General features: G+C 49.5%; 15 protein-coding genes and 6 pseudogenes. 11 read left to right on the top strand and 10 right to left on the bottom strand.

The features are described 5' to 3' along the window. Positions 1-15: 15 nt before the first annotated feature. Positions 16-759 carry a recombinase family protein gene (locus ACQUQ0_RS16335; protein WP_435186688.1) on the bottom strand — a complete coding sequence of 248 codons (744 nt, stop codon included), beginning with the start codon at positions 757-759 and terminating at the stop codon, positions 16-18. Between the two features lie 104 nt (positions 760-863). On the opposite strand from ACQUQ0_RS16335, the gene ACQUQ0_RS16340 reads away from it, so the two are divergent. Further along, a complete protein-coding gene (locus ACQUQ0_RS16340) occupies positions 864-1,064 on the top strand; it encodes a ribbon-helix-helix protein, CopG family (protein WP_435186690.1) in 201 nt (66 codons plus the stop codon). A 292-nt stretch (positions 1,065-1,356) separates the two neighbouring features. On the opposite strand, the gene ACQUQ0_RS16345 is transcribed toward ACQUQ0_RS16340, so the two are convergent. From ACQUQ0_RS16345 to ACQUQ0_RS16360, 4 genes and pseudogenes are all read right to left on the bottom strand, one after another. Continuing rightward, on the bottom strand, positions 1,357-2,370 hold the full coding sequence (locus ACQUQ0_RS16345; RefSeq protein ID WP_435186691.1) for a glycosyltransferase: 1,014 nt from the start codon (positions 2,368-2,370) through the stop codon (positions 1,357-1,359). Positions 2,371-2,632: 262 nt separating this feature from the next. Beyond that, entirely contained in the window at positions 2,633-4,192 is a 1,560-nt protein-coding gene (locus ACQUQ0_RS16350; RefSeq protein ID WP_435186693.1) for a radical SAM protein, read from the bottom strand. A gap of 54 nt (positions 4,193-4,246) precedes the next feature. After that, positions 4,247-4,891, bottom strand: a complete 645-nt coding sequence (locus tag ACQUQ0_RS16355) for an IS6 family transposase (RefSeq protein ID WP_435186695.1) — start codon at positions 4,889-4,891, stop codon at positions 4,247-4,249. An 87-nt stretch (positions 4,892-4,978) separates the two neighbouring features. Continuing rightward, a pseudogene (locus ACQUQ0_RS16360) lies at positions 4,979-5,521 on the bottom strand (IS5 family transposase); the annotation flags it as partial. Between the two features lie 29 nt (positions 5,522-5,550). Between ACQUQ0_RS16360 and ACQUQ0_RS16365 the strand changes: the two are divergent. Both ACQUQ0_RS16365 and ACQUQ0_RS16370 read left to right on the top strand, forming a co-directional pair. Next, entirely contained in the window at positions 5,551-6,108 is a 558-nt protein-coding gene (locus ACQUQ0_RS16365) for an IS630 family transposase (RefSeq protein ID WP_435186697.1), read from the top strand. 34 nt (positions 6,109-6,142) lie between these two features. Beyond that, positions 6,143-6,607, top strand: a complete 465-nt coding sequence (locus tag ACQUQ0_RS16370; RefSeq protein WP_435186699.1) for an IS630 family transposase — start codon at positions 6,143-6,145, stop codon at positions 6,605-6,607. 7 nt (positions 6,608-6,614) lie between these two features. On the opposite strand, the pseudogene ACQUQ0_RS16375 reads toward ACQUQ0_RS16370, so the two are convergent. Then, a pseudogene (locus tag ACQUQ0_RS16375) lies at positions 6,615-6,698 on the bottom strand (IS5/IS1182 family transposase); the annotation flags it as partial. 423 nt (positions 6,699-7,121) lie between these two features. On the opposite strand from ACQUQ0_RS16375, the gene ACQUQ0_RS16380 reads away from it, so the two are divergent. Together ACQUQ0_RS16380 and ACQUQ0_RS16385 are read left to right on the top strand one after the other, a co-directional pair. Beyond that, the gene (locus ACQUQ0_RS16380; protein WP_435186701.1) at positions 7,122-8,399 is read left to right on the top strand and encodes a sulfatase; all 1,278 of its coding nucleotides are present in this window, start codon (positions 7,122-7,124) and stop codon (positions 8,397-8,399) included. Between the two features lie 19 nt (positions 8,400-8,418). Next, positions 8,419-9,846 (top strand): flippase, encoded by a 1,428-nt coding sequence (locus tag ACQUQ0_RS16385; RefSeq protein WP_435186703.1) that lies wholly within the window; start codon positions 8,419-8,421, stop codon positions 9,844-9,846. Between the two features lie 38 nt (positions 9,847-9,884). Here ACQUQ0_RS16385 and ACQUQ0_RS16390 read toward each other — a convergent pair whose 3' ends face one another. Beyond that, positions 9,885-10,769: an IS1595 family transposase gene (locus ACQUQ0_RS16390; RefSeq protein ID WP_435186705.1), complete on the bottom strand. Its 885-nt coding sequence runs from the start codon at positions 10,767-10,769 to the stop codon at positions 9,885-9,887. 318 nt (positions 10,770-11,087) lie between these two features. On the opposite strand from ACQUQ0_RS16390, the gene ACQUQ0_RS16395 reads away from it, so the two are divergent. From ACQUQ0_RS16395 to ACQUQ0_RS16415, 5 genes and pseudogenes are all read left to right on the top strand, one after another. Further along, positions 11,088-12,314, top strand: a complete 1,227-nt coding sequence (locus tag ACQUQ0_RS16395) for a glycosyltransferase family 10 domain-containing protein (RefSeq protein ID WP_435186707.1) — start codon at positions 11,088-11,090, stop codon at positions 12,312-12,314. A 415-nt stretch (positions 12,315-12,729) separates the two neighbouring features. Continuing rightward, positions 12,730-13,904, top strand: a pseudogene (locus ACQUQ0_RS16400) (ISH3 family transposase). Positions 13,905-14,246: 342 nt separating this feature from the next. Then, positions 14,247-14,627 (top strand): winged helix-turn-helix domain-containing protein, encoded by a 381-nt coding sequence (locus ACQUQ0_RS16405; RefSeq protein WP_435186715.1) that lies wholly within the window; start codon positions 14,247-14,249, stop codon positions 14,625-14,627. Continuing rightward, a pseudogene (locus tag ACQUQ0_RS16410) lies at positions 14,591-15,127 on the top strand (IS630 family transposase). The gene ACQUQ0_RS16405 and the pseudogene ACQUQ0_RS16410 overlap by 37 nt, the downstream one beginning before the upstream one ends. 124 nt (positions 15,128-15,251) lie before the next feature. Beyond that, positions 15,252-16,317 (top strand): annotated as a pseudogene (locus ACQUQ0_RS16415) (ISH3 family transposase); the annotation flags it as partial. A 288-nt stretch (positions 16,318-16,605) separates the two neighbouring features. On the opposite strand, the gene ACQUQ0_RS16420 reads toward ACQUQ0_RS16415, so the two are convergent. Continuing rightward, complete coding sequence (locus ACQUQ0_RS16420; protein ID WP_435186709.1) at positions 16,606-18,204, bottom strand: DUF2206 domain-containing protein; 1,599 nt, start codon at positions 18,202-18,204, stop codon at positions 16,606-16,608. Here ACQUQ0_RS16420 and ACQUQ0_RS16425 point away from each other — a divergent pair. Continuing rightward, positions 18,194-18,523, top strand: coding sequence for a hypothetical protein (locus ACQUQ0_RS16425; protein WP_435186711.1), 330 nt, complete (start codon positions 18,194-18,196; stop codon positions 18,521-18,523). The two genes, ACQUQ0_RS16420 and ACQUQ0_RS16425, sit on opposite strands and share 11 nt — an antisense overlap. A gap of 187 nt (positions 18,524-18,710) precedes the next feature. On the opposite strand, the gene ACQUQ0_RS16430 is transcribed toward ACQUQ0_RS16425, so the two are convergent. After that, on the bottom strand, positions 18,711-19,793 hold the full coding sequence (locus tag ACQUQ0_RS16430; protein ID WP_435186713.1) for a glycosyltransferase family 4 protein: 1,083 nt from the start codon (positions 19,791-19,793) through the stop codon (positions 18,711-18,713). Between the two features lie 107 nt (positions 19,794-19,900). Next, positions 19,901-20,140: pseudogene (locus tag ACQUQ0_RS16435) on the bottom strand (transposase); the annotation flags it as partial.

Below are 20,140 nucleotides of genomic sequence, written 5' to 3' on the forward strand. Positions count from 1 at the left end.
CACCTAACAACTGTTTTACGAGGGCTCTGTCGTTACCTCATCGAGCGCTTCACGAACACGCTCGTCGTCACTCTCCCCGTCAAGGTACCACCGTCGCCGCTGCGGGTCTTTGTGAATATTGGAGAGCCCTTGTCGGCTGATCGAGAGTGTCTTAGCGACGGATCGGTACGATTCACCGTCTTCCAGTCGTTCGAGTGCGTCTACGAGCTCGAAGTAACTGTCCTCTCCTCCATCGGGCTCAACGATGGGCTGTAGGTATCCCTCATCGTTGCGTCGGAACCCTGCAGGAACGTTTCCGACCCATTTTCCTTGGTCTTTCGCTCGCTCCACGCCGGATTTCACGCGTCGGATCGGCTGTCGTCGCTCTTGCTGATACACCATACCGACGATGTCAGCGACGAACCGACCGGTACCGTCCGGTTTGACCTTCTCGACAGCTCCGTCCGTGATGTGAATCGTGACGCCGTGTTCCTCGCAGGCGTCGAAGAATTCCTGCAGCGTTGCCCCGCGGCGAGAGATCCGGCTGATCTCCCAGACGATGACGTGGTCGAACTCGTCGTTTCGGATTGCGTCCAGGAGGGCGTTGAATTGTTCGCGCTCGTCGTTCGATCCGGATTCGATATCAACGTACTGTTCGACCCTGTCTTGGGGGAAGTCATGCTCGTCGATGTATCGGGTGATCGAGTCGCGTTGATGCTGGTCGTCTTGTCGTTCTGTAGAAGGGCGAATGTACGTCCCGACTTTTCCGGCATTCTCCATATCCTGAGCCTGTCATAGAAGAGTTCACAAGGCTTTCTGAATGAGCTTTAACGAACTGAAAGCGTCGTACACTTGGTGCACGCTGTTCTCAGCCTATTTTAGCTATGGCGAAAGAGAAGTTCGGCGTCGCTGTTGACGAGGAAATCGTGCGAGAAGTAGATGAACTGGTCGCTGAGTGTGACGATCTCGGAGTCAGCCGCTCCGAGATCGTCGAAGCCATTCTCACAGCATTCGTTCAATCCGAGGCGAACCAGGTTGAACGGGTTCGAGAAATCATTATTCGGAAACGAAAGGGCACTATCTAACCGTTTCTAAACTCCGTGCACCAAGTGCACAAACTTCTAAAGGAGTTACCGTTTATAAAAATAAGTAATCTGACTATAGTGTGTGAAGAGTTCTATGACACGCTCCATATCCTACTTACCACCTGTTTCATTCTTAAAGTTCGGACGTTGGTTGCAGGCTGCAAGCAGACACCCCCCTCGTTACAGGGCGTTCACCTGAGCCCAACTCTTGGTCAAGAGTGACAGACACTCCCTCATCTCTGCTTGGAATGTTAGCAGAGACCACTGGAAACTTACATACTACGTGGATCTTCTACGAGGTCTTTTGAGGGTCACTCTTCATCTGTAGGTCCGGATCAGTACTTGGCGGGTTGACTATTCCTTGCGCGAAACCTATACCCCAAAAGATGTGCCAGACATTAATTAATAAATAATATCTAATGAGACTTCGGTTTGTTCTAAGTCGCATGAAAGCAGCAATACCTAATATACTAATTTCACCGATAAAGACTACAGAGAGGGGGATGAACAACGGGATCGGCGTTAGCAGGGCAGCCAAAAAGAGACCAATAACAACTATCCCGATTATCGTTGGTCCATAGTGGAACCATTTCCCGAGTTCGCTGTGGATACGGACTGCTTGTCCTCGGCCGTAACCGTAGGTGTACGCCATTTGTTGGAAGCGCCGCCAAGTCGGCCGTCGATAGTGATCGACTGGTGCATCTGGGCGAAACAAGAGTCGATATCCTTGTTCTCTGATTCGATAGTCCATCTCTTCATCGTCAACCGTAACGAGTTGTTCGTTGAATCCTCCGACCTCCTCTAACACCTCTCGCTTATAAATCACGTTGCAGGTAGGGTTGTGATGAACTTCAGTTATCTCATCACCTGTGAACCCGTATCTCGCACCCACCTTGCTGAATAACTCGAAGAAATCACCGACTGCCTTAGCGAACGTTTTGTCGTCCTCCGGTGTTACATTCGGCCCACCGACTCCCGCTACGTGTTCGTCCGTTTCGACTGTTGACTTGAGTTTCACGAGCCAATCGTCTGGGACCACGCAATCAGCATCAGTAAACGCGATATAGGACCCGTCAGCTTTCTGTACTCCGAGTTCGCGTGCGTAACTAATCGTCCCCTCTTCCTCAAACAGAACACGACAATTATACTCGTGGGCGATATTGAGTGTTCCATCGTCTGATCCGCCATCCACGATTATCACCTCATACTTTTCTTCAGGATAGTTTTGACTATCCAGCGACTCTAGGCACGCATCAAGCGTTTCTGCGTCGTTGAGCGTCGGAATGACGATGGAGATCTCCGTCATTCATCCGAGATACTTGTCCGGATCTTGTAAATCGTTGTACGAATCACACTGGGGGCACTTGAGTACGTAGCCAGAGACATCATATAAATTAACATCCTTAACAAGAGTCGCACCGCATTTCCCACATTGTGCCGAATGTGGTCCAGGTTCAGTGTTCGGGTCATCGCTCGTGAGCGCTGGTATTGACCCTGTGTCAAGGACGATCCAACTACGTGTACCACGATCCATAAGCTCTCGCCGGCGACCGGTAAATGACTCAAGTTCAATCATCGGATGATGTGATTCTGTTTCCAGGGACGCCCTGTGCGGTATGCTCGTCTTCGAGTTCGATTTTCGCTTCATACTCTCGATCATATTCGCTGTAGTCTCGGTCAGAGATATATCCGAGGAAGACCTTGGCCTCGTGCGCGATTCGTTTGAATTCTTGCCACCCGTTTTCCCTGAGAACCTGCCGGGCTGCTAGTGGAACGTACTTTGGAGACAAGTAGTAGTCCTTGAGAAGCTGATCGACCTTCTGGTTTATTTTCTTGTAGGTAAGGTTTGGGTAGTCAATAACGGCACGCTGATGACCTTTTTGATCAAGATACTGATCGAGGCTATCGATATTGAGATGACCGTTTTGATGAGCCCACTCAAAAAACTCCGTTCCTGGGAATGGCGTCGCCACGGCAACTTGCAAGACTTCAGGCTTCGTCTCGAAAATAAGTTCTCTAGTCTCTTGGATGGTCTTTTCCGTCTCACCTGGGAGTCCGATGATGTAGTCCCCATGGATCAGGACACCAGCCTCCTTCGCCTTCCGACAGTACTCACGAATCTGATCTGTAGTAATGTCTTTCTTCATATTCATCAACATCTCGTCGCTTCCTGACTCGAAACCTGTCACAAACAGCCGACAGCCAGTCTCTCGCATCCGTTTCATCGTATCTAGACCAAGCGTTCCGTCCGCTCGGGCGTTACAGGCCCATGTGATGCTCACATCTCGACTTCGCAGTTCCTCAGTGAAATTACGAACTCGCTTCTCGTTGAGTGCGAAGGTGTCAGTTTCAATAAATATCTCGTTAACCTCAGGCAAGTTCTGTTCGACCCACTCAAACTCATCAACGATGTCTTCAACGCTCCTATATCGGTAGGAGCGGCCAGTAAACGTCTGTGGCCATGAGCAGAAAGTACACTCATAAGGGCAGCCTCGACCGGTGATGATTTGAACTTCGGGATAGAGAGACTGACCCAGGAAGTAGTCGTCGATATTGAGATGATCGTCATAGACCTTCGAGACAAAAGGCAAATCGTCAAGATCAGCAGAGCGTTCGATAGGACGAGGTTCGTTGTGTACAATTTCGCTATCTCGGTAGAAAGACATTCCCGCAATACCGTCGAACGAACCGTTCTGATCAAGCGATTCAGCTACTTCGACGGCGGTGAGTTCGAAATTGTTCTGAGCGACGATGTCGACGCAGTCAGTATTGAGTATCTGATCAGAAAAAACAGATCCAGGTTCCCCAACTACCATCGTCGTGGCACCAGTCGCGTCTTTGATGTCTGACAGAACGGATAAATCGTTGTTCAGGCTGGTGAACGACGTGTCCATAATGACGAGTTTTGGGTCGAACTCGGCAGCATCGCGCAGGACGTCTTTCTTCCTCCAATCCCACGCTGGTGCATCAACTAGCTTAGCTTCGTGACCTTCCTGTTCTACTGCACCGGTCGCGTATGCGAGCCATACCGGATAGTAGAGAGTTCCTCCTCTGCCAGTGTCCTGCCACCGCATGCTCCTGCTGAATCCTGGCATAAACGGCGGATTGAGAAGATACGTTCGGCTCATAATAGAAGATTTTAGAGTAGAAATATAAATGTGGGGGCTTTGGTGAAGGCACCGCTAAGTTAGGCAGACGTTCCAGACCCACGCAAACTGCCGAAGCCAGTTGTTCGTAGTTTCGACGTCGTAGCCAATAAATGAGGCGTAGAACGTCTCTATGCGACGCTTCAGCTCTTGAATCCATCGCTCGACGCGGTTTCTCACACTATGCCGGCGGACGATGTGAGTGACACCTTCAGCGGTGAAAGCGGAGCCGTAGCTCGCGTCGTCTGTCACCAAAATTGGCGGCATCCGCCCATACAACTCGGCGATTTCGGTGAGGAATCGCCGAGTTGTGAGGTAGTTCCTCGATGGAGCGACAGAGGTATGGATGAGGTGGCGAGTCTCGGGATCGACAGCTGCGAACAACACAAACTGCCGGGCCCGCTGTTTGACCACCGTCTCGTCGATCAGTACCACCGCCGGCAGGTCGGCGGCAGGCCGCCGACCCGCCTCACGCATCCGTCGTCCAAACTTCTGAACCCAACTCCACATCGCAACATCAGACCGTTCAACGCCAATCCAGCCGAGAACGCGTGCGACCTTCCGAAAGCTCACACCGAAGTTGTACAGGAGGATCGCCAGCTCAACGACCTGTCGATCCGTCCGCTCACGCTTGAAAAACTCAATCTCGTCCAGCACTTCACTCAGTTCGGGAAGGTTCATTTGAATCAGTTCCACTAGGAGCCGAATCTTCCCATCCCTTTCGCTAACTTAGCGGCGCCTTGGTGAATTGCCAGACGGAGTTTGATTTCACCGTGTTACAGCACGCTTGATGTTGTGAGCGATATATTTTACGACGAGTTCACGAAATTCTTGATACTATGTTCGCGCACGCACGACGTCGCCGTGCGTCCGCTTGATCGACGAGAAGACGGTCTCACACATCGCTCTTTGGCGATACAGAGGCCCACCGACCCGCGCGTTGTGCGCGTGATCGATGGGCCAGAACTCTCGATGTTTAATCAGCGGTCTCACGTCCTCTTCTCGCAGTTTGTCGCGTAACTCCATCCAATCGTAGCCTTTGTCCGCAGCGAGGCTGTGCAGGTCGCCTGGGTTGCGGCAGGCGACCTGCCAGCCGAGCTGTGTGTCGTGTGTTTTCTCGGTCGTACAGTGAACGTCAACGATCGCTTGGGTTTCTGTGTCAACGAGAGCAGTCGCTTTGAGTGTTTGAACGCGATAATTCGTCCGGCGACAGTAGTGCTTGCTCGCGTTTTCACGGTCGAAGAATGTCGCGTCAATAGCGGCGTGACCTGAGAGGTCGTGCAGCTGCGCCGAGAGTGGTCTGCGAAAGAGTTGAGCCCTGAGAGCGCGTCTATCTCTTGATGAAGAGTAGTCGGCGCGGTCAGTTGGTAAAGCACGTCTCGGAGAAAGAGCTCGAACAGGCGATTACGGACGCACAGAAGGCGGACGAGACCCGTCTCGTCCGGCGGTTGTGCTACATCAAGAACTTCTATCACGGTGACACGCGTGAGGAAGCTGGCAAGCGCGTTGGTGTCTCCAGAGCCACGACACACAGATGGGCACGCGCGTGGAACAACGGTGGTGTCAACGGGTTGCGGCCGAGCTTCGGCGGCGGCCGGCCGCCGAAGCTCACCCCAGCCCAATTCGAGGAACTCTGTGAGACTCTCGAAGCTGGACAGCCTTGGACGTCGCGAGAAATCCACGCGCTCATTGCGGAGCGTTACGGCGTCACGTATCACCCAGCCCACCTCAGCCGAAAGCTCCGAGCCGCGGGAATGAAATACGCAAAACCGCGTCCGATAGACCCACGGCGTCCAGAGGACGCTGAGGAGATACCTGCCGAGCGCCTCGGCCAGGCGCTCGGCAAGGATGAGCACAAACCAGAGGAGGATCCGGTTGCGTTCGGATTCTTTCGATGAGGCGTGGCCACAGCCGTCCGAGAATTCTCAGCGGATGTGGTCGTTCGACCAGACGGTAACGATCGAAAAGCCGTTGGTGACGTTTCCGTGGCGGTCAATCGGGTTCTATGCGTTGACTGGCCAGAGTGTGATCACGTTCAAAAAGCGGTTAGTGAAAGAGACGATTGTGGAGGCGCTCGAAGAGATCCGCGAGCAGAATCCGGTGGGGCGGATTCTGCTCGTGGCGGATAATTACGGCTCCCATCACGCGCGACTCACACAACAGCGGGCCGACGAACTCGGCATCGAGTTCGTCTTCATCCCACCGTATTCGCCAACGTTGAACGCGATTGAACCGCTCTGGAAAGACCTCAAGCGTGAGATTTCACCGACGATCTTCGAGGACAAAGAGCACTTCAGAGAGTACCTCACCGAGACGTTTCTCCGGTTGAGTCATCGACTGAGCTTCGCCGTTGACTGGATCGATACCTTCCTCCCAGGTGGTCAGATGTTACGCTGATCACTCCGGGGGCGGCGACTTTGCCTCGGCCACCAACAGCATTTTTAGCTAATCGCACTGCTTTCTTCGTGAAGCGGGAAATCTTCGACATAGACATCGGCGGTTTCCCGCTTCATCTTCCTCGTTCTAACGGTCGAAACCAACGCTGTGCAGCGATTCCTCAGAGCCAATGTGGGTATTTGAAATAGAGATGACAGGTTCAACATAAACAATCCCAGACACTTTCTGCTGATTAATTCGCCGGTTCAATTTCACTGGTTATGCCGCTCGTGAAGTACCGAGTGTCAAGAGTGGTTCTCGAATGTACCCGCACTCAGGAGCAGGTCTCCACAGGGACAGTATCCAACCCCTGATGTCGGGAGAAATTAGCGCTACTTATGCCGCATCAGCGGATTCAATAGAGTACACTGAATGCTATAATCTAATCACCCGACGATACTGGCGTGTGTCGTTAAACTAGAACAGTACATCAAAGCCAAATTATTTGAATACACGTGCACAATCAGCCAGAGAAATGACTAACGAGAATATCGTCTTAGTTACTCTAGATAGTCTACGAGCAGATCACTGTGGATTTCTCGGATACCAGCGTGATACGACACCAAATCTAGACTCAATGGCTACTAATGGCATTTCCTTTGAGAACGCGATGGCTCCCGGTGGAGGAACGCCAGCAGCAATGACCGGAGTACTTACCGGAGAATTTTCTTCGGTGAGTCCGACTCAGATCGAACCCGCTCCCTGGGTCAAGATGTTAGATGACAGAAGAACAATATCTGAAGTTCTCTCAACTGAAGGTTACTCAACTGCCGCTGTAACTCCAAACGTATTTGCCTCCAGTTATTTTGGTTTTGATCAAGGATTCGATTACTTTGAAGATTTTCTTTCGATTCAATCAGAGACTACTGGAGCATATCAAAAATTGCTGGATAAAACAACTGTATCAGGGCGAGGAGGAGTAGCTTCAACATTACGTAATTTGCGTAATTTAATATTCCAAGAAGAAGTATTCAAACCTTGGGAAGACTACTTCGAAACAATCACCTCATGGGTGGAGGAACAAGATGGTCCATTCTTTTTGTGGGTTCTGTTACTTGACACGCATCATCCATACCTCGCACCTCGTAACCATCGACAGTGGAGTTCGACATATGAAATGTGGCGCGCAAACTGGAAAGTTCTCAAAAGCAACTGGAATCCAGATTTTTCAGAGAAAGAACGGCAGAACCTCATCAATGCGTACGATGATTCGATCAGATATGCAGACCAATTTCTCGGTCGTCTCCGAGATGAATTCGGCGAATACGATCCGCTGATTATCGTGCATGGGGACCACGGAGAAGCATTTGGGGAACCCGGATGGTATGGGCATCCACCTGAATTAACTGAAGAGACGCTACACGTCCCGTTAGTTATGTTCGACGATAGGCTCCAGGATACAGTACAACATCCTGTCTCACTGACTGGCCTGGCCGAGGAAATCGCGAAGTATGCTGGCATTGATACAACATTCCCCAATGGATCTCTTGTAGAATCGTCTCGAAACTACGCTATTTCGAATGTTTACGATGGCAATTGCCGGAAGATGTCTCTTCGGACGACTGATGCTAGATACACGAAAGAAGGATCGAAATCCGAACTAAACTATCTGGGAGAAGAACATAAGGACCCAGGTCAATCAGACAAAGAGGTTGAAACCAATCGGTATGAATCCATCCTCCACGATTATCTATCTCATGAAAATGAAATCGGTCATATTCGATCAGAAATAAGAGAGATGGATAATATTTAAAATTATTCGTCGCCTAAAAATGGACTTATCAAAATCAAGTTTAAAAATATTTAGTGCAAATTTATTTAGTTCAATTCTATATTTTTTTACGATAGCTTACTTTGCTAGAGCTCTCGGGGGAAGTACTCTAGGCGTCTTTTTTCTTTTTCAAGCACTACTCTCACTGTTAGATATTCTTGCAGATTTTGGTCTGAGAGGTGCTATTGAGAAAAGGCTAAGTGAAGGAGACCACCAGAGTTCATTCATTGGTGCAGGGATTCTGATTAAGATCGCCCTCTCTACTGCACTTATTACTGGAATCTGGCTGTTCCGAACTTATGTAAACCAATATCTAGGTGAGCAACTTGTCGGATTACTAATGGTTGCTCTTGTCCTTTATGGAGTATCTAAATTAGCGATTAAAGTTTTATATGGTGAATTGAGGGCTGGCGAAACTGCTATCATTCGAATTGGAGAACGGATTACGTGGATCGTAAGTAGTATACTCTTTGTAACGCTTGGGTTTGGGGTTGAAGGATTAGTATGGGGTTTGATTCTTGGTTATATCGTTAGTCTGGGTTGGAGTGCATTCAAAATTAATATTTATCCTTCAATTCCTTCACAGAGGCAGTTTCATTCACTGATTAAATATATGAAATACAATGTAGTCACGTTTGTTGGCTGGGAACTCTACAACTGGACTGATGTTGCCATCCTTGGTCTCTTTGTGACACCAGAATTAGTGAGCCATTATGAACTGTCTTGGCGGATAGCAATGTTGGTAATGTTAGTTGCGAACTCCATTGTTACTACAGTGTTTCCACAAATTAGTGCTTGGGATGCTGAGGGCGAAACTCAAAAAATTGAGGATATCGCATCAAAAGCGTTGACTATTTGTTTATTATTTACTATTCCTGCATTTTTTGGCACTGTTCTACTTTCAAGCGATATTCTCCGCTTTCTGTATGGAACGGGGTACACTAATGCGGCTGTCGTGTTGATGATTTTAGTTGGAGAACAGATTATTCAGGTGTTTCAGCTTGTCTATGGCCATGTACTAAGAGGAATCAATTTACCCTCTCTGTCTGCGAAGGCAACCGCTGCGGGTCTTACTGCAAATGCCACTCTCAATTTCGTGTTGATATCTCAGTTTGATATTCTTGGTGCGGCAATCGGAACGACTACAGCATCTCTTCTCGGAACAGCACTTCATTGGAGATATGCGTCAAAATTCATCTCAATTGATTTGGAAATGAATAAACTGCGCTGGATAGTTATTTCGTCAACAATAATGACTTTCGTTCTTTGGGTGATCCAATTATTTGCACTCCCATCATCGCTTATCACTTTTATTATAATCGTAGTATCTGGGGTAGGAATTTACGCGGGAGTTCTTTTTGTGCATCCGGCGTTCCGAAAGATGATACTCCAACTGATCGATACGCTGCGTAGGCCCAGTAGTATATAAAATAACGCTCCGCTCTTGTGGCGTAGATTGTTGGTGAGTTAGAGTGCCGTTTCGAGGATGGCTTTCAGCGCTTCTTTCCCTGGTTTTCGGAAGACCTCACGTCGGAGTTGGAACGCTCTGAGATACGGCGTAAGTCCGTCTTTGGAGACTCCTCGATGCGGCGAGAGCCACCGTCGCGTCAGCGACGCGTGGCTCTCGCAGGTATTCACGCGTACGTCTCCATCAACGTACTCCCCGTCACCGTGGACGACGTATTCGTGGTCGAATGCGTCGTCCTCGTCAAGTGGGTCGTACGCTCGAAAGCCATCAGTATAGACGGTCACCGACTCCTGCTGGCGGTCGGCCAGCAGGAGTCGCATCGTCGATTCGTCTGCGGCTTTCGCCGGAATCACGTACCGGTCACCGCTCCCACGATCTGCGAGAATGAACACGGGGAGCTTGTCCTCAGCGTACGTTCCACGTCCGCGCGTGGACAGCCCACGCGAGCGCGACGGGCCGTCGCGCTCGCGGCCTTTGAGACCTGCTTTCACGTACAGCTCGTCGGTTTCGACCGGTCCTTCCAGTTGTGGACGGGGCGCGTCCAGCGCTCGCAGGAAGCGCTGGACGCGCCGATAGATCGTCTTGTAGGAAACGTCAATTTCCACGTCTAACTGTCTGAGACTCGTGTTGAAGCGGATGTAGGTGTAGACAGCGAGAAACCACTTTCTGAGTGCCACCGCCGAGTGTTCGAAGACAGTGCCAGTCTGGTCGTTGAACGTGCGGTCGCAATTCTTACAGCGATACCGCTGAAACACCCGATAGCTGCCGTACCGAATCACAGATTCGGCACGGCAGCGTGGGCAATAGACGCCGTTACGCCAGCGAACCTGTGCCAGCAGGTTCGCGGCCCGACGCTCCGAGACGAACGTCTTGACTGGGAACATCGTTCGTCGGGTGACGCGTTCGCGTCACCCTTGCCCGCTGTGACTTCCAGCTACTGCTGAGACCTGACCAACAATCCTCTACCCAAGAGCGTAACGCTCTTGCGTAGGAGATTGTTGATATTGCAGACCGGTAGCTGCGGGGTCAAAGAGGACAAGGGCACGCATAAATAAGGTTGGAGAGCGACTTGATAGTCCTTGAATAACAGAAATTTACTTGTGGCGTGGAGAAAGCCTGAATCGCTGATTGAGCGGTCATTTCCCGACTGTTATGTGATATTATATCGAATAGGTTAATATACCACAGCAAGCAGATAGTGTATGAAGAGTGCAATCATTCCACAGAGTCCCTCCCTATTGAATGGGGAACTCTTCAATTACGATAGCTCCTGTAAAGTTGGAACTGATGCCAAATCTGGATTTCCTGATCATATTGGTTATTCTATGCTTCGGGAAAAGTTCAGAGACGATGGCGACGAACTCTATACAATTGACAATGTAAATATATATTCGGTTGATATATGTATTTTTATTGATATGAATTACTGGTATTTATCACAGATATTGCAGATGGAATCCCCGCCGACTCTCGTTTACATAATGCGCGAACCGCCATCCGTGGATCCGTTAAATGCTATCCGTAATATCCTCCGTATCGCCCCACTATTTGATGTCGTTTTTACATGGAATGACACGCTTGAGGAAATCAGTGAGAAATTCATCGGATATAATTGGCCGCAGCATATCCAGCCAGTTCATACCGATAAAGAGTCATTTCAGGAGCAGACACTTCTCACCACTGTATCGAGCCGACGATATTCCACACATCCAAACGAATTGTATACTGCGAGAGAAGAAGTTATTCAATACTTTGACGAACACCATCCAGAGCGATTTTCCTTGTTTGGACGGTTCTGGAACAAACAGCCAACTATCGGCGATATAGTGGTCCATCATAAATTCAAAACTGATACTTACCAAACATATAATGGAGAAATAGATGATAAAAGCGATGCATATACTAGCCACCAATTTGCACTTGCTTTCGAGAATATCACCGGAATTGAAGGCTGTATCACGGAGAAAATTTTTGACTGTCTACGAGGAGGAGCAGTCCCGGTATACTGGGGCGCGAATAACATCGAAGAGTACGTACCGAAAGATTGTTTTATAGATTATCGTAATTTCCAATCACCCGAAGCACTATTTGAGAGGTTGGATTCAGTGACTGCTGAAGAGTACAATAGGTATCGATCTGCTGGTAAAGATTTCCTTGAAGAAAGAGGTGAGGAGTTCTCACCTGAATGTTTTGCTGAAACTATTTATGAGAACATTTACCGTGATGAAAAAGTAGGAAAAGATAAATTATCAAACAATGTTGAGGAAGAAATCATCCGGAAAGGCCCTGCTCATCAGTTGGTGTATCATCATGACGAATATTCTGCTGGAAGATACGTTTGGAACGCTATGAAATTAATTCGAAGAGACCCTCAGATCATACTTGACATCCCTGAGATACCCTACCATGGGTTGCAGAAATTATTATAATAGGCATTCGTCTTTCGCCCTTGGGAAGTAGATTGTTGATAGCGAGAGCTGCGGCTGAAAGTCGAAGAGGGAAAGGGCACCGCGCTAATGGCTTAACGAAGGTTTGAAAGCTAATTCGATTATGGATTTTGACGAGTTAAGAGAGCCGTGCACCGGCTACACGGCGATCTAAGGCTATTTTTGTGAAACAGTATAATTTCAGGTAATTCAATCAACTGATGAATTGGGTGCTGAAAATAGGTGATACATACCTTGTGACAGGCGTTTTGTCTTTCATCATATAAACCGCCTCTCACCGTTAGTACGTTGTTTGAGATCTAACCGTAAAAGGCATCTAACCCGCGGATTCTGATAGGGATCGGCAGACTCAGTACCTCACAAAGCTCGCAAGTTGAAGGAGTCCGCTTGCTGGGTTGTGTCCAAGCAAGCAAAGCAAGCGGACAGTGAAATCCACGAAGACCAGCTCCTTAACTTCCTCGTCAACCGACTTGACGAGGAAGTTTCTCTGAATCTCGCCAACAATGCCGAAATCGATGCAGAGGACATCTACAAGGTCCTCGTCGGCGCAACCGCCGACGGGACCTCGATCTCCACGCTATGCAACTCCAGCGAAGACTCGCCATCAGCGAACACGATTCTCTACCACCTCCGGACGAAGTTCGAGCCGGAACGGCTCGAACGAGTCGCTAACACGCTTCTTCGCCGAGACGTCGTCGAACTGCTCCCCGAGCAGGTGGAGGTCTGCGCAGACCTCCACCTGCGGCCCTACTACGGCGACGAAGACGATACAGACGGCCTCTACCACTCGGAGGCAAAGCGAGAAACCACCGCGTTTCACGCCTATGCGACACTCTACGCACGCGTGAGGAACAAACGCTACACGCTGGCGGTGCGCCGTCTCAAAGACGGCGACACCGCCAGCAGTGTCCTCGCTGAGTTCCTCGGTATCCTTGACGGCCTTGACACCGACGTCAAGGCCGTCTACCTTGATCGCGGATTCTACGACAGCAAGTGTCTCACGCTGTTACAGACGCACAACGTTGCCTACGTGGTCCCGGTCATCCGGTGGGGAGAAAAGATTCAGCAAGAACTCTCGGAAGGGTGAAGTCGCGTCATCCAACACGACCTGACGGGGAACCCGACGGTCACAACTGGACCGTCGAGTTTCCCGTCTACGTCGACTGTACGTACCTGAACGGGAAGTACGACGACCACGGCGTGGCGCGTCACGGCTACGCCGCTGACGCGCCGTTCATCGAGAGTCCACGCGACGCTCGATACCACTACTCGAAACGGTTCGGTATCGAGTCGAGCTATCGGTTGTCCGAGCAAGCGATCGCGACGACAACGACGCGAGACTCCACGGTGAGACCGCTATACGTCGTGGTGAGTCTGCTGTTGCAGAACGCGTGGCGGTATCTGCACTACGAATAAGTGGCGACGCCCCGCCGAGGCGGGCGTCGCCTCTGGTGGTGGCCGTACAAGGAGTTCGTGAATATGGTTCGGCGGGCTGCGTGGACGGCCCTCGCGGTGCGTCGGGCCGTCCCCGCGAATCGGCCACCTGATAATCGGTCCACCGGTAGTCACTGATCGAGCAAGCTCCCTTCAGGAGTGGCAACGCTGTCGCGTCGGCGGCTGACCGCCGCCGACAGCGACAGCTCCCTCTTCGATCAGCGTTGCTTGACCAGTAGCGACGACTCATCACAACAGAACAGGTGGCTCAGGTCAGGCTAACTGGCGATGCTTCGTGAGGTACTGATACTAGTTCATATCTCCTGAGCGCGTATAGAGTTTCATAACGACGTGGGGCGGCAAGCTGGACGGTGTTGATGAGGAACAGTTGCGTCAGCAACTGCGCACGGAAACCGATGGAAAGGCAGTCAAACGCCTCACCAGTGCGCTGCTGTACGAACAGGGACCTCACCAGCTGAAATCGAGCGACTTCTCGGATTCCCCGAACAGACGGTCTACGACTGGCTTGATGTCGTCGCCGAGCGCGATGCCACCGCGCTCGGCGACCTCCCTCGCCCCGGCCAATCCACCCGACTCACCGAAGAGCGGTGGAGTGAACTGACGGCGACGCTGGCGGCGTCGCCGTCTGAGGCAGGGTATAATGACCCGACGTGGACGCCGGCACTCGTCCGTAACCACATTGCTGAGACGTTCGACGTTGAGTACTCGCTGACACATATGTATCGTGTCATAAAGCGGGCGAGACTGTCCTACCAGACAGCCCGCCCGCGTCACTACAAAGCCGATCCGGCTGAACAGCAGCGATGGCGCGAGGAGTTCAAAAAAAGTGGCCGACGCTGAAAGCAGCCGATTACCGGATCGTGGTGATCGATCAGAACACGCAGGTCGTAAAAACCGAGCAAAAGCGGAGTTGGTTACCGGTGAACTCCCGCCCGAGACTGCCGGTCTCGGGCGGTCGGGCCTCGATCAATCTGTTAGGCGCTGTCACCGACAACGGTGAGCGCTTCATCTCGTTCGTCGAGGGACGATTCACCGGGAAGGCTGCCGCCCACTTTCTGCGAGCACTCCAGTAGGATTTCGGAAAGAAGCTCGTGATTGTCTTGGACAACGCGCCGTATTTCATTGCGAAGCTCCTCAAGAAGCAGGCCGCCGCCGACGGCCTGCTTCTTGAATATCTGCCAGCGTATGCACCGGAAATGAATCCACTCGAACAATGCTGGCGACAACTGAACGATGGACGCGCTAACCGACTGTATCGGGAGCTCTCCGATCTGAAGGCGTACCTCACCGCTAAACTTCCCACGCTCACGTCACCGGGAATCTATGAGTATCTCTGCTGATCCCTATGAGCTAGCTTGCGAAGTGCGTCTGATAGTGATTACTCTCGTCTCTTACCGCCGAGCGCCGTCACCGGGCGTCGCATTCGGCGGTAAACAGTGAGAGTAATCACTATGAATCATTATCCCCTCAACACCCGGCGACATCTGGCTCGTCGTCATCTTGGCCTGGGTCAACCAGAACTCGATCTGGGACACCTGCAACGATACTGACGGAACACCGTGCGATGACACCGTTCTCACGTGGCTGCATATGCTCGACCGAGACTGGCTTGAGTTCGTTGCGAACCTTCTGCTCGGACGCCTCGCTATGACGATTCTCGACCCTAACCGGTCGAGAATCGTCTCCATCGACTTCATCGACAACCCCTATCACGGCGTTCACATCAACGACGAAGGCGAACTCTGTTCGATGGCTCCCAAGGACGGGACGACCACCTGCCACCTACTGTACGGCGCACGTCGTCTCGAATGGCAAACCGGTGACGCTGGCGATGACCTACGTCCGTAGTGACGAAGATGAAGCCGACGCGGTCGGGCGCGTGCTCGCCCGCGTCGAGAACTATCCCTTCGAGGTCGATCTCCTGCTCGCCGACAGCGACTTCTACAACGAGCGCGTCATCCGCCGTGCTCGTGACATCGCCGCAACAGTCGTTCACGTGCCCAAGAAGGGCGAGCGGATGCAGGACAAACTCGACACCCACGAGTCGTACATGACGACTTATCGCACGTACAAGGACAGCGAGCGGGAACTGCGCTTCCCGCTCGCGGTCGCCGTCTCCTACCAGAACGGTGACCGAGGCAAGCACGGCGAGGTCGTCCGTGGCTACGTGGCTTGTGGCGTGACTGATCGCTCGGCGAAGCAAGTCGAACGCCTCTACAGGAAACGCTCAGGTATCGAAACGACCTATCGCTTGCTGCGGCAAGCACGCGGGATCACGACGACGCGTGATCCCGTCGTGCGGTTTTCGATTATGCTCGTCGCGGCACTGCTGGAGAACCTGTGGGTAGTGCTGCGGTGGGCGGTCGTCGCCCGCCCGCGGCGCGGCGGGCGCGACCTGCCCGAGGAGTTCACGTTCAAGACGTTCTGTGACTGGATTCGTCACGAACTGGAAGAGGAGTTACGCCGTCGGTGGAAGACCGAAGCGAACGGGGTTGGCGTGCCGGCGTCACAGGCAACGGCCGCGGGCTGACCGGGGTCAGCCCACGGCCTGTCCATTGGGCGGTGAGCGACAGCTTTCGTCAGATACCGTCGAACTCCGGGTGATATCGTCCGTCTGGAGCGGTGAATTGGAGCTACCTCGATTTACTCCGCAGTAGTAGCCAAGACTGGCCGTCAAATTATACAGAATGTGACTGTTTCGTGGCGTTCAGGCAGCACTCTCTCGACTCGTTCGGGAACTAACGAAAGTAGCCTCGATAAGCCACTGCTGTCACGCGGTTCATCTCCTAACTAAAGACGGATGATTATAATAGGAATCTTAGCAAGTTCGTTTTATTACTGCCCCTCCAGATGAGTAGATAGTACAAGATGTAGAAATAAATGAAAAATTCGCTATATTTACGCGCTCAAACCGTTGAGGTTCGTAATATAACAGAATAAATTTTCCTGTATCTAAGTTATTAGTTGTTAGAAACATAAGAGAGCCTTTTTTGATTGAATTTTTCACCGTGTGAACATCACCGTAAAAACGTTCAGAGAGCTTCCAGAGACCGTGTCTGTCTGCATATATTGTGGGATTCTCAGTGTATGATTTAATCCATTTGCTAGCTCTATACTCCGAATCAGTAAATGTTGTTTGATGAACTGTGTCTGAATTTAGAGCCTTAGATTCCGATGGTTCTGGTGTGAATTCAAAAATGATACCCAAATTCAATAACAGTAGCAGACAAATGAGTACAATCCCAATCTGTCTAGACTTATCACCAATAGAAATTGCGGCAGAATAAAATGGTGCTAAAATAAACATTGAGAGATGATAGATTCGACCCACACCAAGTGCCACAAATGGCAGTATTACTGTAGCTATACTGAACGTATATGTAACAAGACCTAGGAGAAGATAGTCTCCAGGGATATTATTAAATTCAAATTTAGAATCAGGAGATGATCCCTGAGACGACCGGATGACCTGGTAGAGAACTATGATGAGGCCGATCAAAACAATTCCTATTGAAGCGAAATTTAGATACTTCGTCAAGAGATGAATGGGTCCATCGGTAAACCCTTCAGTCACAAACTGGGTACCTCTTGAACTATCAGGTGAAAATACCTTTCCTATATTTGTGAGGATCCGGGCTGTCGCAGTCACCAAGAGAGTAAATATAGTTCCCTGGGAGGTGTATATGTACCATAAAGCAAGTACCACTGGGTAAAACAGAATTATAGGTACACCCCAACGTGGCAGATGTGGCCAAATATTCTCTTCTGGGAGATATGTTCGGAACTGTACAACTAACGTGCTCACTAAGAGAACCGGGAAAATAGCTAACAATAAATAGTAAGATACGCCGTAATGGAATGTTACAATTGCAATTAAAAAGAATATTATTAGTTTCTTTGTACGAGTAGCGGCCCCGTTTTGAAATGTAATAAGAAACAACGATGCGAGGATTATTTCTGCGAGTCCTTGACGAAACGCATTGGGAACTGTTGTAAAGTACGTCGGATTTAAAACTAATAAATATGCGCCCCAACGTGCTCTATATCCGAATAAATCCTCCCAAAGAAGAAAAAGTACGAGAGGAATAAAAGCAAGATAAAATGGATATAACCCTTTCAGAATCCAGACGAGATCAAGTTGGGTAAGACGTGAAATAGTTGTGGGATAGACACCTAAACTCAGAAGGGAATTGAGAATGTCTGGAGGGTGCTTAGGAAGCCAAATTGAGCGTTGGTTCGAAAGGTTTGCAAAATAATACTCAATATGGATATCCGAACCAAAAAGGTAGAATGAAATTAAAGTCTGATGGAATAGTAACCCAATAGAAGTTGTAAATATAAAAATAATACTCCAGTTCCGATTGCTAACGTAGTAATCAACAGCTGGTGTAATAGAGATCATAACTATGAGAACCATGTTGAGGGCATTCGTATTGCTAGTATTCAGTACAATTGGGCCGAGGAACGAGAGAGAAAGGAGGAGTAATGGAAGAAAGAGCCATTGTTTCCGATCAAGGCTCACGGATAGAGTTTGGGGAGAAATCAGAGTTTGGCTATCTAATTTCAGTAACAGGACACTATATAGAATTATATGTGATCCAACAATAAAGGGAACTGATAAAGGATTTTTTATGCCAAAAACTGGTAGCATTAGGTTTAACAGAAAACCAAGGGTTGTGGGGATTAGAATACTCATCGCAGGAATGAAAATAATCAATTTATGGCTTGGGCATTGAGGAAAAAGAAATCGTAAGCTGAGAAACGAGAGTATTCCTACAAAAGTAAGAGAAACAAGTAATACAATCAGAGAAATTAAGAGAGTATTGTCATCTAAAATGATAGAAAACACATCGGAACGTGAGAATATGTGTAGAAGAATATAAACAACACCAATTACTATCAACTTACGTGAGGTCAATTGCATCATAACGCATTAATAACCCTTTTGGCGAACATTTCAGTTTCATTTTTTGGAACGAGGGATGCACCAGTTGCAACGTTCGCGTGAACCTTAGTATCATAGGCAATAACTGTTGTACCAAAATACTGGGCTTCAAGAAGTGGCAGATTAAAACTTTCATGCGTAGAGCATGTCACATAAACATCACAGAATTCGTAAACTGCTGCAAGGTCATCGTTTTCCAAGAATCCTAAAAATACCACATTATCTGGGGCTTTATGTCGAATAGACTGGAAATACGACTCTGATTCCGGGCGGCCAGCAATAAGCAGTCTTACGTTACCATATTTTTGATTGACTAGTCTAAGCACTTCAAAAAGTTCAGAAATGTTCTTCTGCGGATTGATACTACCAACAAAGAGGAGAGTATCTTCGTTACCAGAGAGACACTCGGCAGGAAGTACCTCAGAGATGTCCGATGGATTCTCAAATCTGCTCTCATCAATAGTATTAGGGACGACATATACGTTGTCTCGTCCAGACGCTTGTTGTAACTCTGATCTAGATGCATCACTCACTGCAACGAGATAGTCAGCCTGTTTAATAAAAAAACTTTGGCGTTCTAGGTACCTATCTAATTCGGAGTATAGCCCTTCGATACCGTGGTAGTACTCATTGAGATTATCCCAGAGATGATGATACCAGTATACGTATGGGGTATCGAAAAGCTGGTTTACCATATTTGAGAGGAGACTAAACGGAAAACCATCGTGAGTAATAATGAGATCATATCTTCCTAGTTCCTCTAAATCAGTTAAGAAGAATGGTGTCAATGGATATGCAAACCTGCATAAATTCCGGAGTACTTTGTTATTTACTGACAATCGTACTGTCTGATCAAAATTAACATCTGATATCTGTTTACCAACCAGCGCGAAGACCTTCACATCATACGAATCACGGCTAAGAGCCTTCGCTTGCTGTTCTATAACTCTACTTCGTCCGCCAGCTCCAGTGAAGAAAGTGTTACATATCGCAATCTTCCCGTTTTCAATACCTATGACTTCTCTGACAAACGAGGTGACGTCGGTTTTGCTGTGGTCCATATCTATTGCCATTTTCTATAATTGTTCAACAATACTACGCTCCATATGCTCATTCAGGGATAGGTGTACATTCGAATGCGGCAAATATCTTTATACTCGGTCGTTTTCAAGGCTCTGCTGACCGTCAGCGTAAGCAGAGCCGCCACCACTAACAGCTCGACGATCGCTGGATCACTCGTCTGGAACTTCTCCAGCCCATACAGCGACTTCAGTTCCCGGAACAGCAACTCCACTTCCCACCGCAACCCGTATAGCGCCGCAACCTGCCTCGGAGTGAACTCATCGGGCAGATTCGTCACGTACAGGTGGTAGTCGTCGGTGTCCTCGTTGCGGACACCGACGACGCG

It is taken from the genome of Halobellus sp. EA9 (assembly GCF_051195055.1).
Lineage (GTDB): Archaea > Halobacteriota > Halobacteria > Halobacteriales > Haloferacaceae > Haloquadratum > Haloquadratum rubicundus.

Coding starts and splice junctions, on each gene's coding strand:
- ACQUQ0_RS16335 (WP_435186688.1), bottom strand. CDS start 759: ATGGAGAATGCCGGAAAAGTCGGGACGTACATTCGCCCTTCTACAGAA.
- ACQUQ0_RS16340 (WP_435186690.1), top strand. CDS start 864: ATGGCGAAAGAGAAGTTCGGCGTCGCTGTTGACGAGGAAATCGTGCGA.
- ACQUQ0_RS16345 (WP_435186691.1), bottom strand. CDS start 2,370: ATGACGGAGATCTCCATCGTCATTCCGACGCTCAACGACGCAGAAACG.
- ACQUQ0_RS16350 (WP_435186693.1), bottom strand. CDS start 4,192: ATGAGCCGAACGTATCTTCTCAATCCGCCGTTTATGCCAGGATTCAGC.
- ACQUQ0_RS16355 (WP_435186695.1), bottom strand. CDS start 4,891: ATGAACCTTCCCGAACTGAGTGAAGTGCTGGACGAGATTGAGTTTTTC.
- ACQUQ0_RS16365 (WP_435186697.1), top strand. CDS start 5,551: ATGAAGAGTAGTCGGCGCGGTCAGTTGGTAAAGCACGTCTCGGAGAAA.
- ACQUQ0_RS16370 (WP_435186699.1), top strand. CDS start 6,143: ATGTGGTCGTTCGACCAGACGGTAACGATCGAAAAGCCGTTGGTGACG.
- ACQUQ0_RS16380 (WP_435186701.1), top strand. CDS start 7,122: ATGACTAACGAGAATATCGTCTTAGTTACTCTAGATAGTCTACGAGCA.
- ACQUQ0_RS16385 (WP_435186703.1), top strand. CDS start 8,419: ATGGACTTATCAAAATCAAGTTTAAAAATATTTAGTGCAAATTTATTT.
- ACQUQ0_RS16390 (WP_435186705.1), bottom strand. CDS start 10,769: ATGTTCCCAGTCAAGACGTTCGTCTCGGAGCGTCGGGCCGCGAACCTG.
- ACQUQ0_RS16395 (WP_435186707.1), top strand. CDS start 11,088: ATGAAGAGTGCAATCATTCCACAGAGTCCCTCCCTATTGAATGGGGAA.
- ACQUQ0_RS16425 (WP_435186711.1), top strand. CDS start 18,194: ATGAGAACCATGTTGAGGGCATTCGTATTGCTAGTATTCAGTACAATT.
- ACQUQ0_RS16420 (WP_435186709.1), bottom strand. CDS start 18,204: ATGGTTCTCATAGTTATGATCTCTATTACACCAGCTGTTGATTACTAC.
- ACQUQ0_RS16430 (WP_435186713.1), bottom strand. CDS start 19,793: ATGGACCACAGCAAAACCGACGTCACCTCGTTTGTCAGAGAAGTCATA.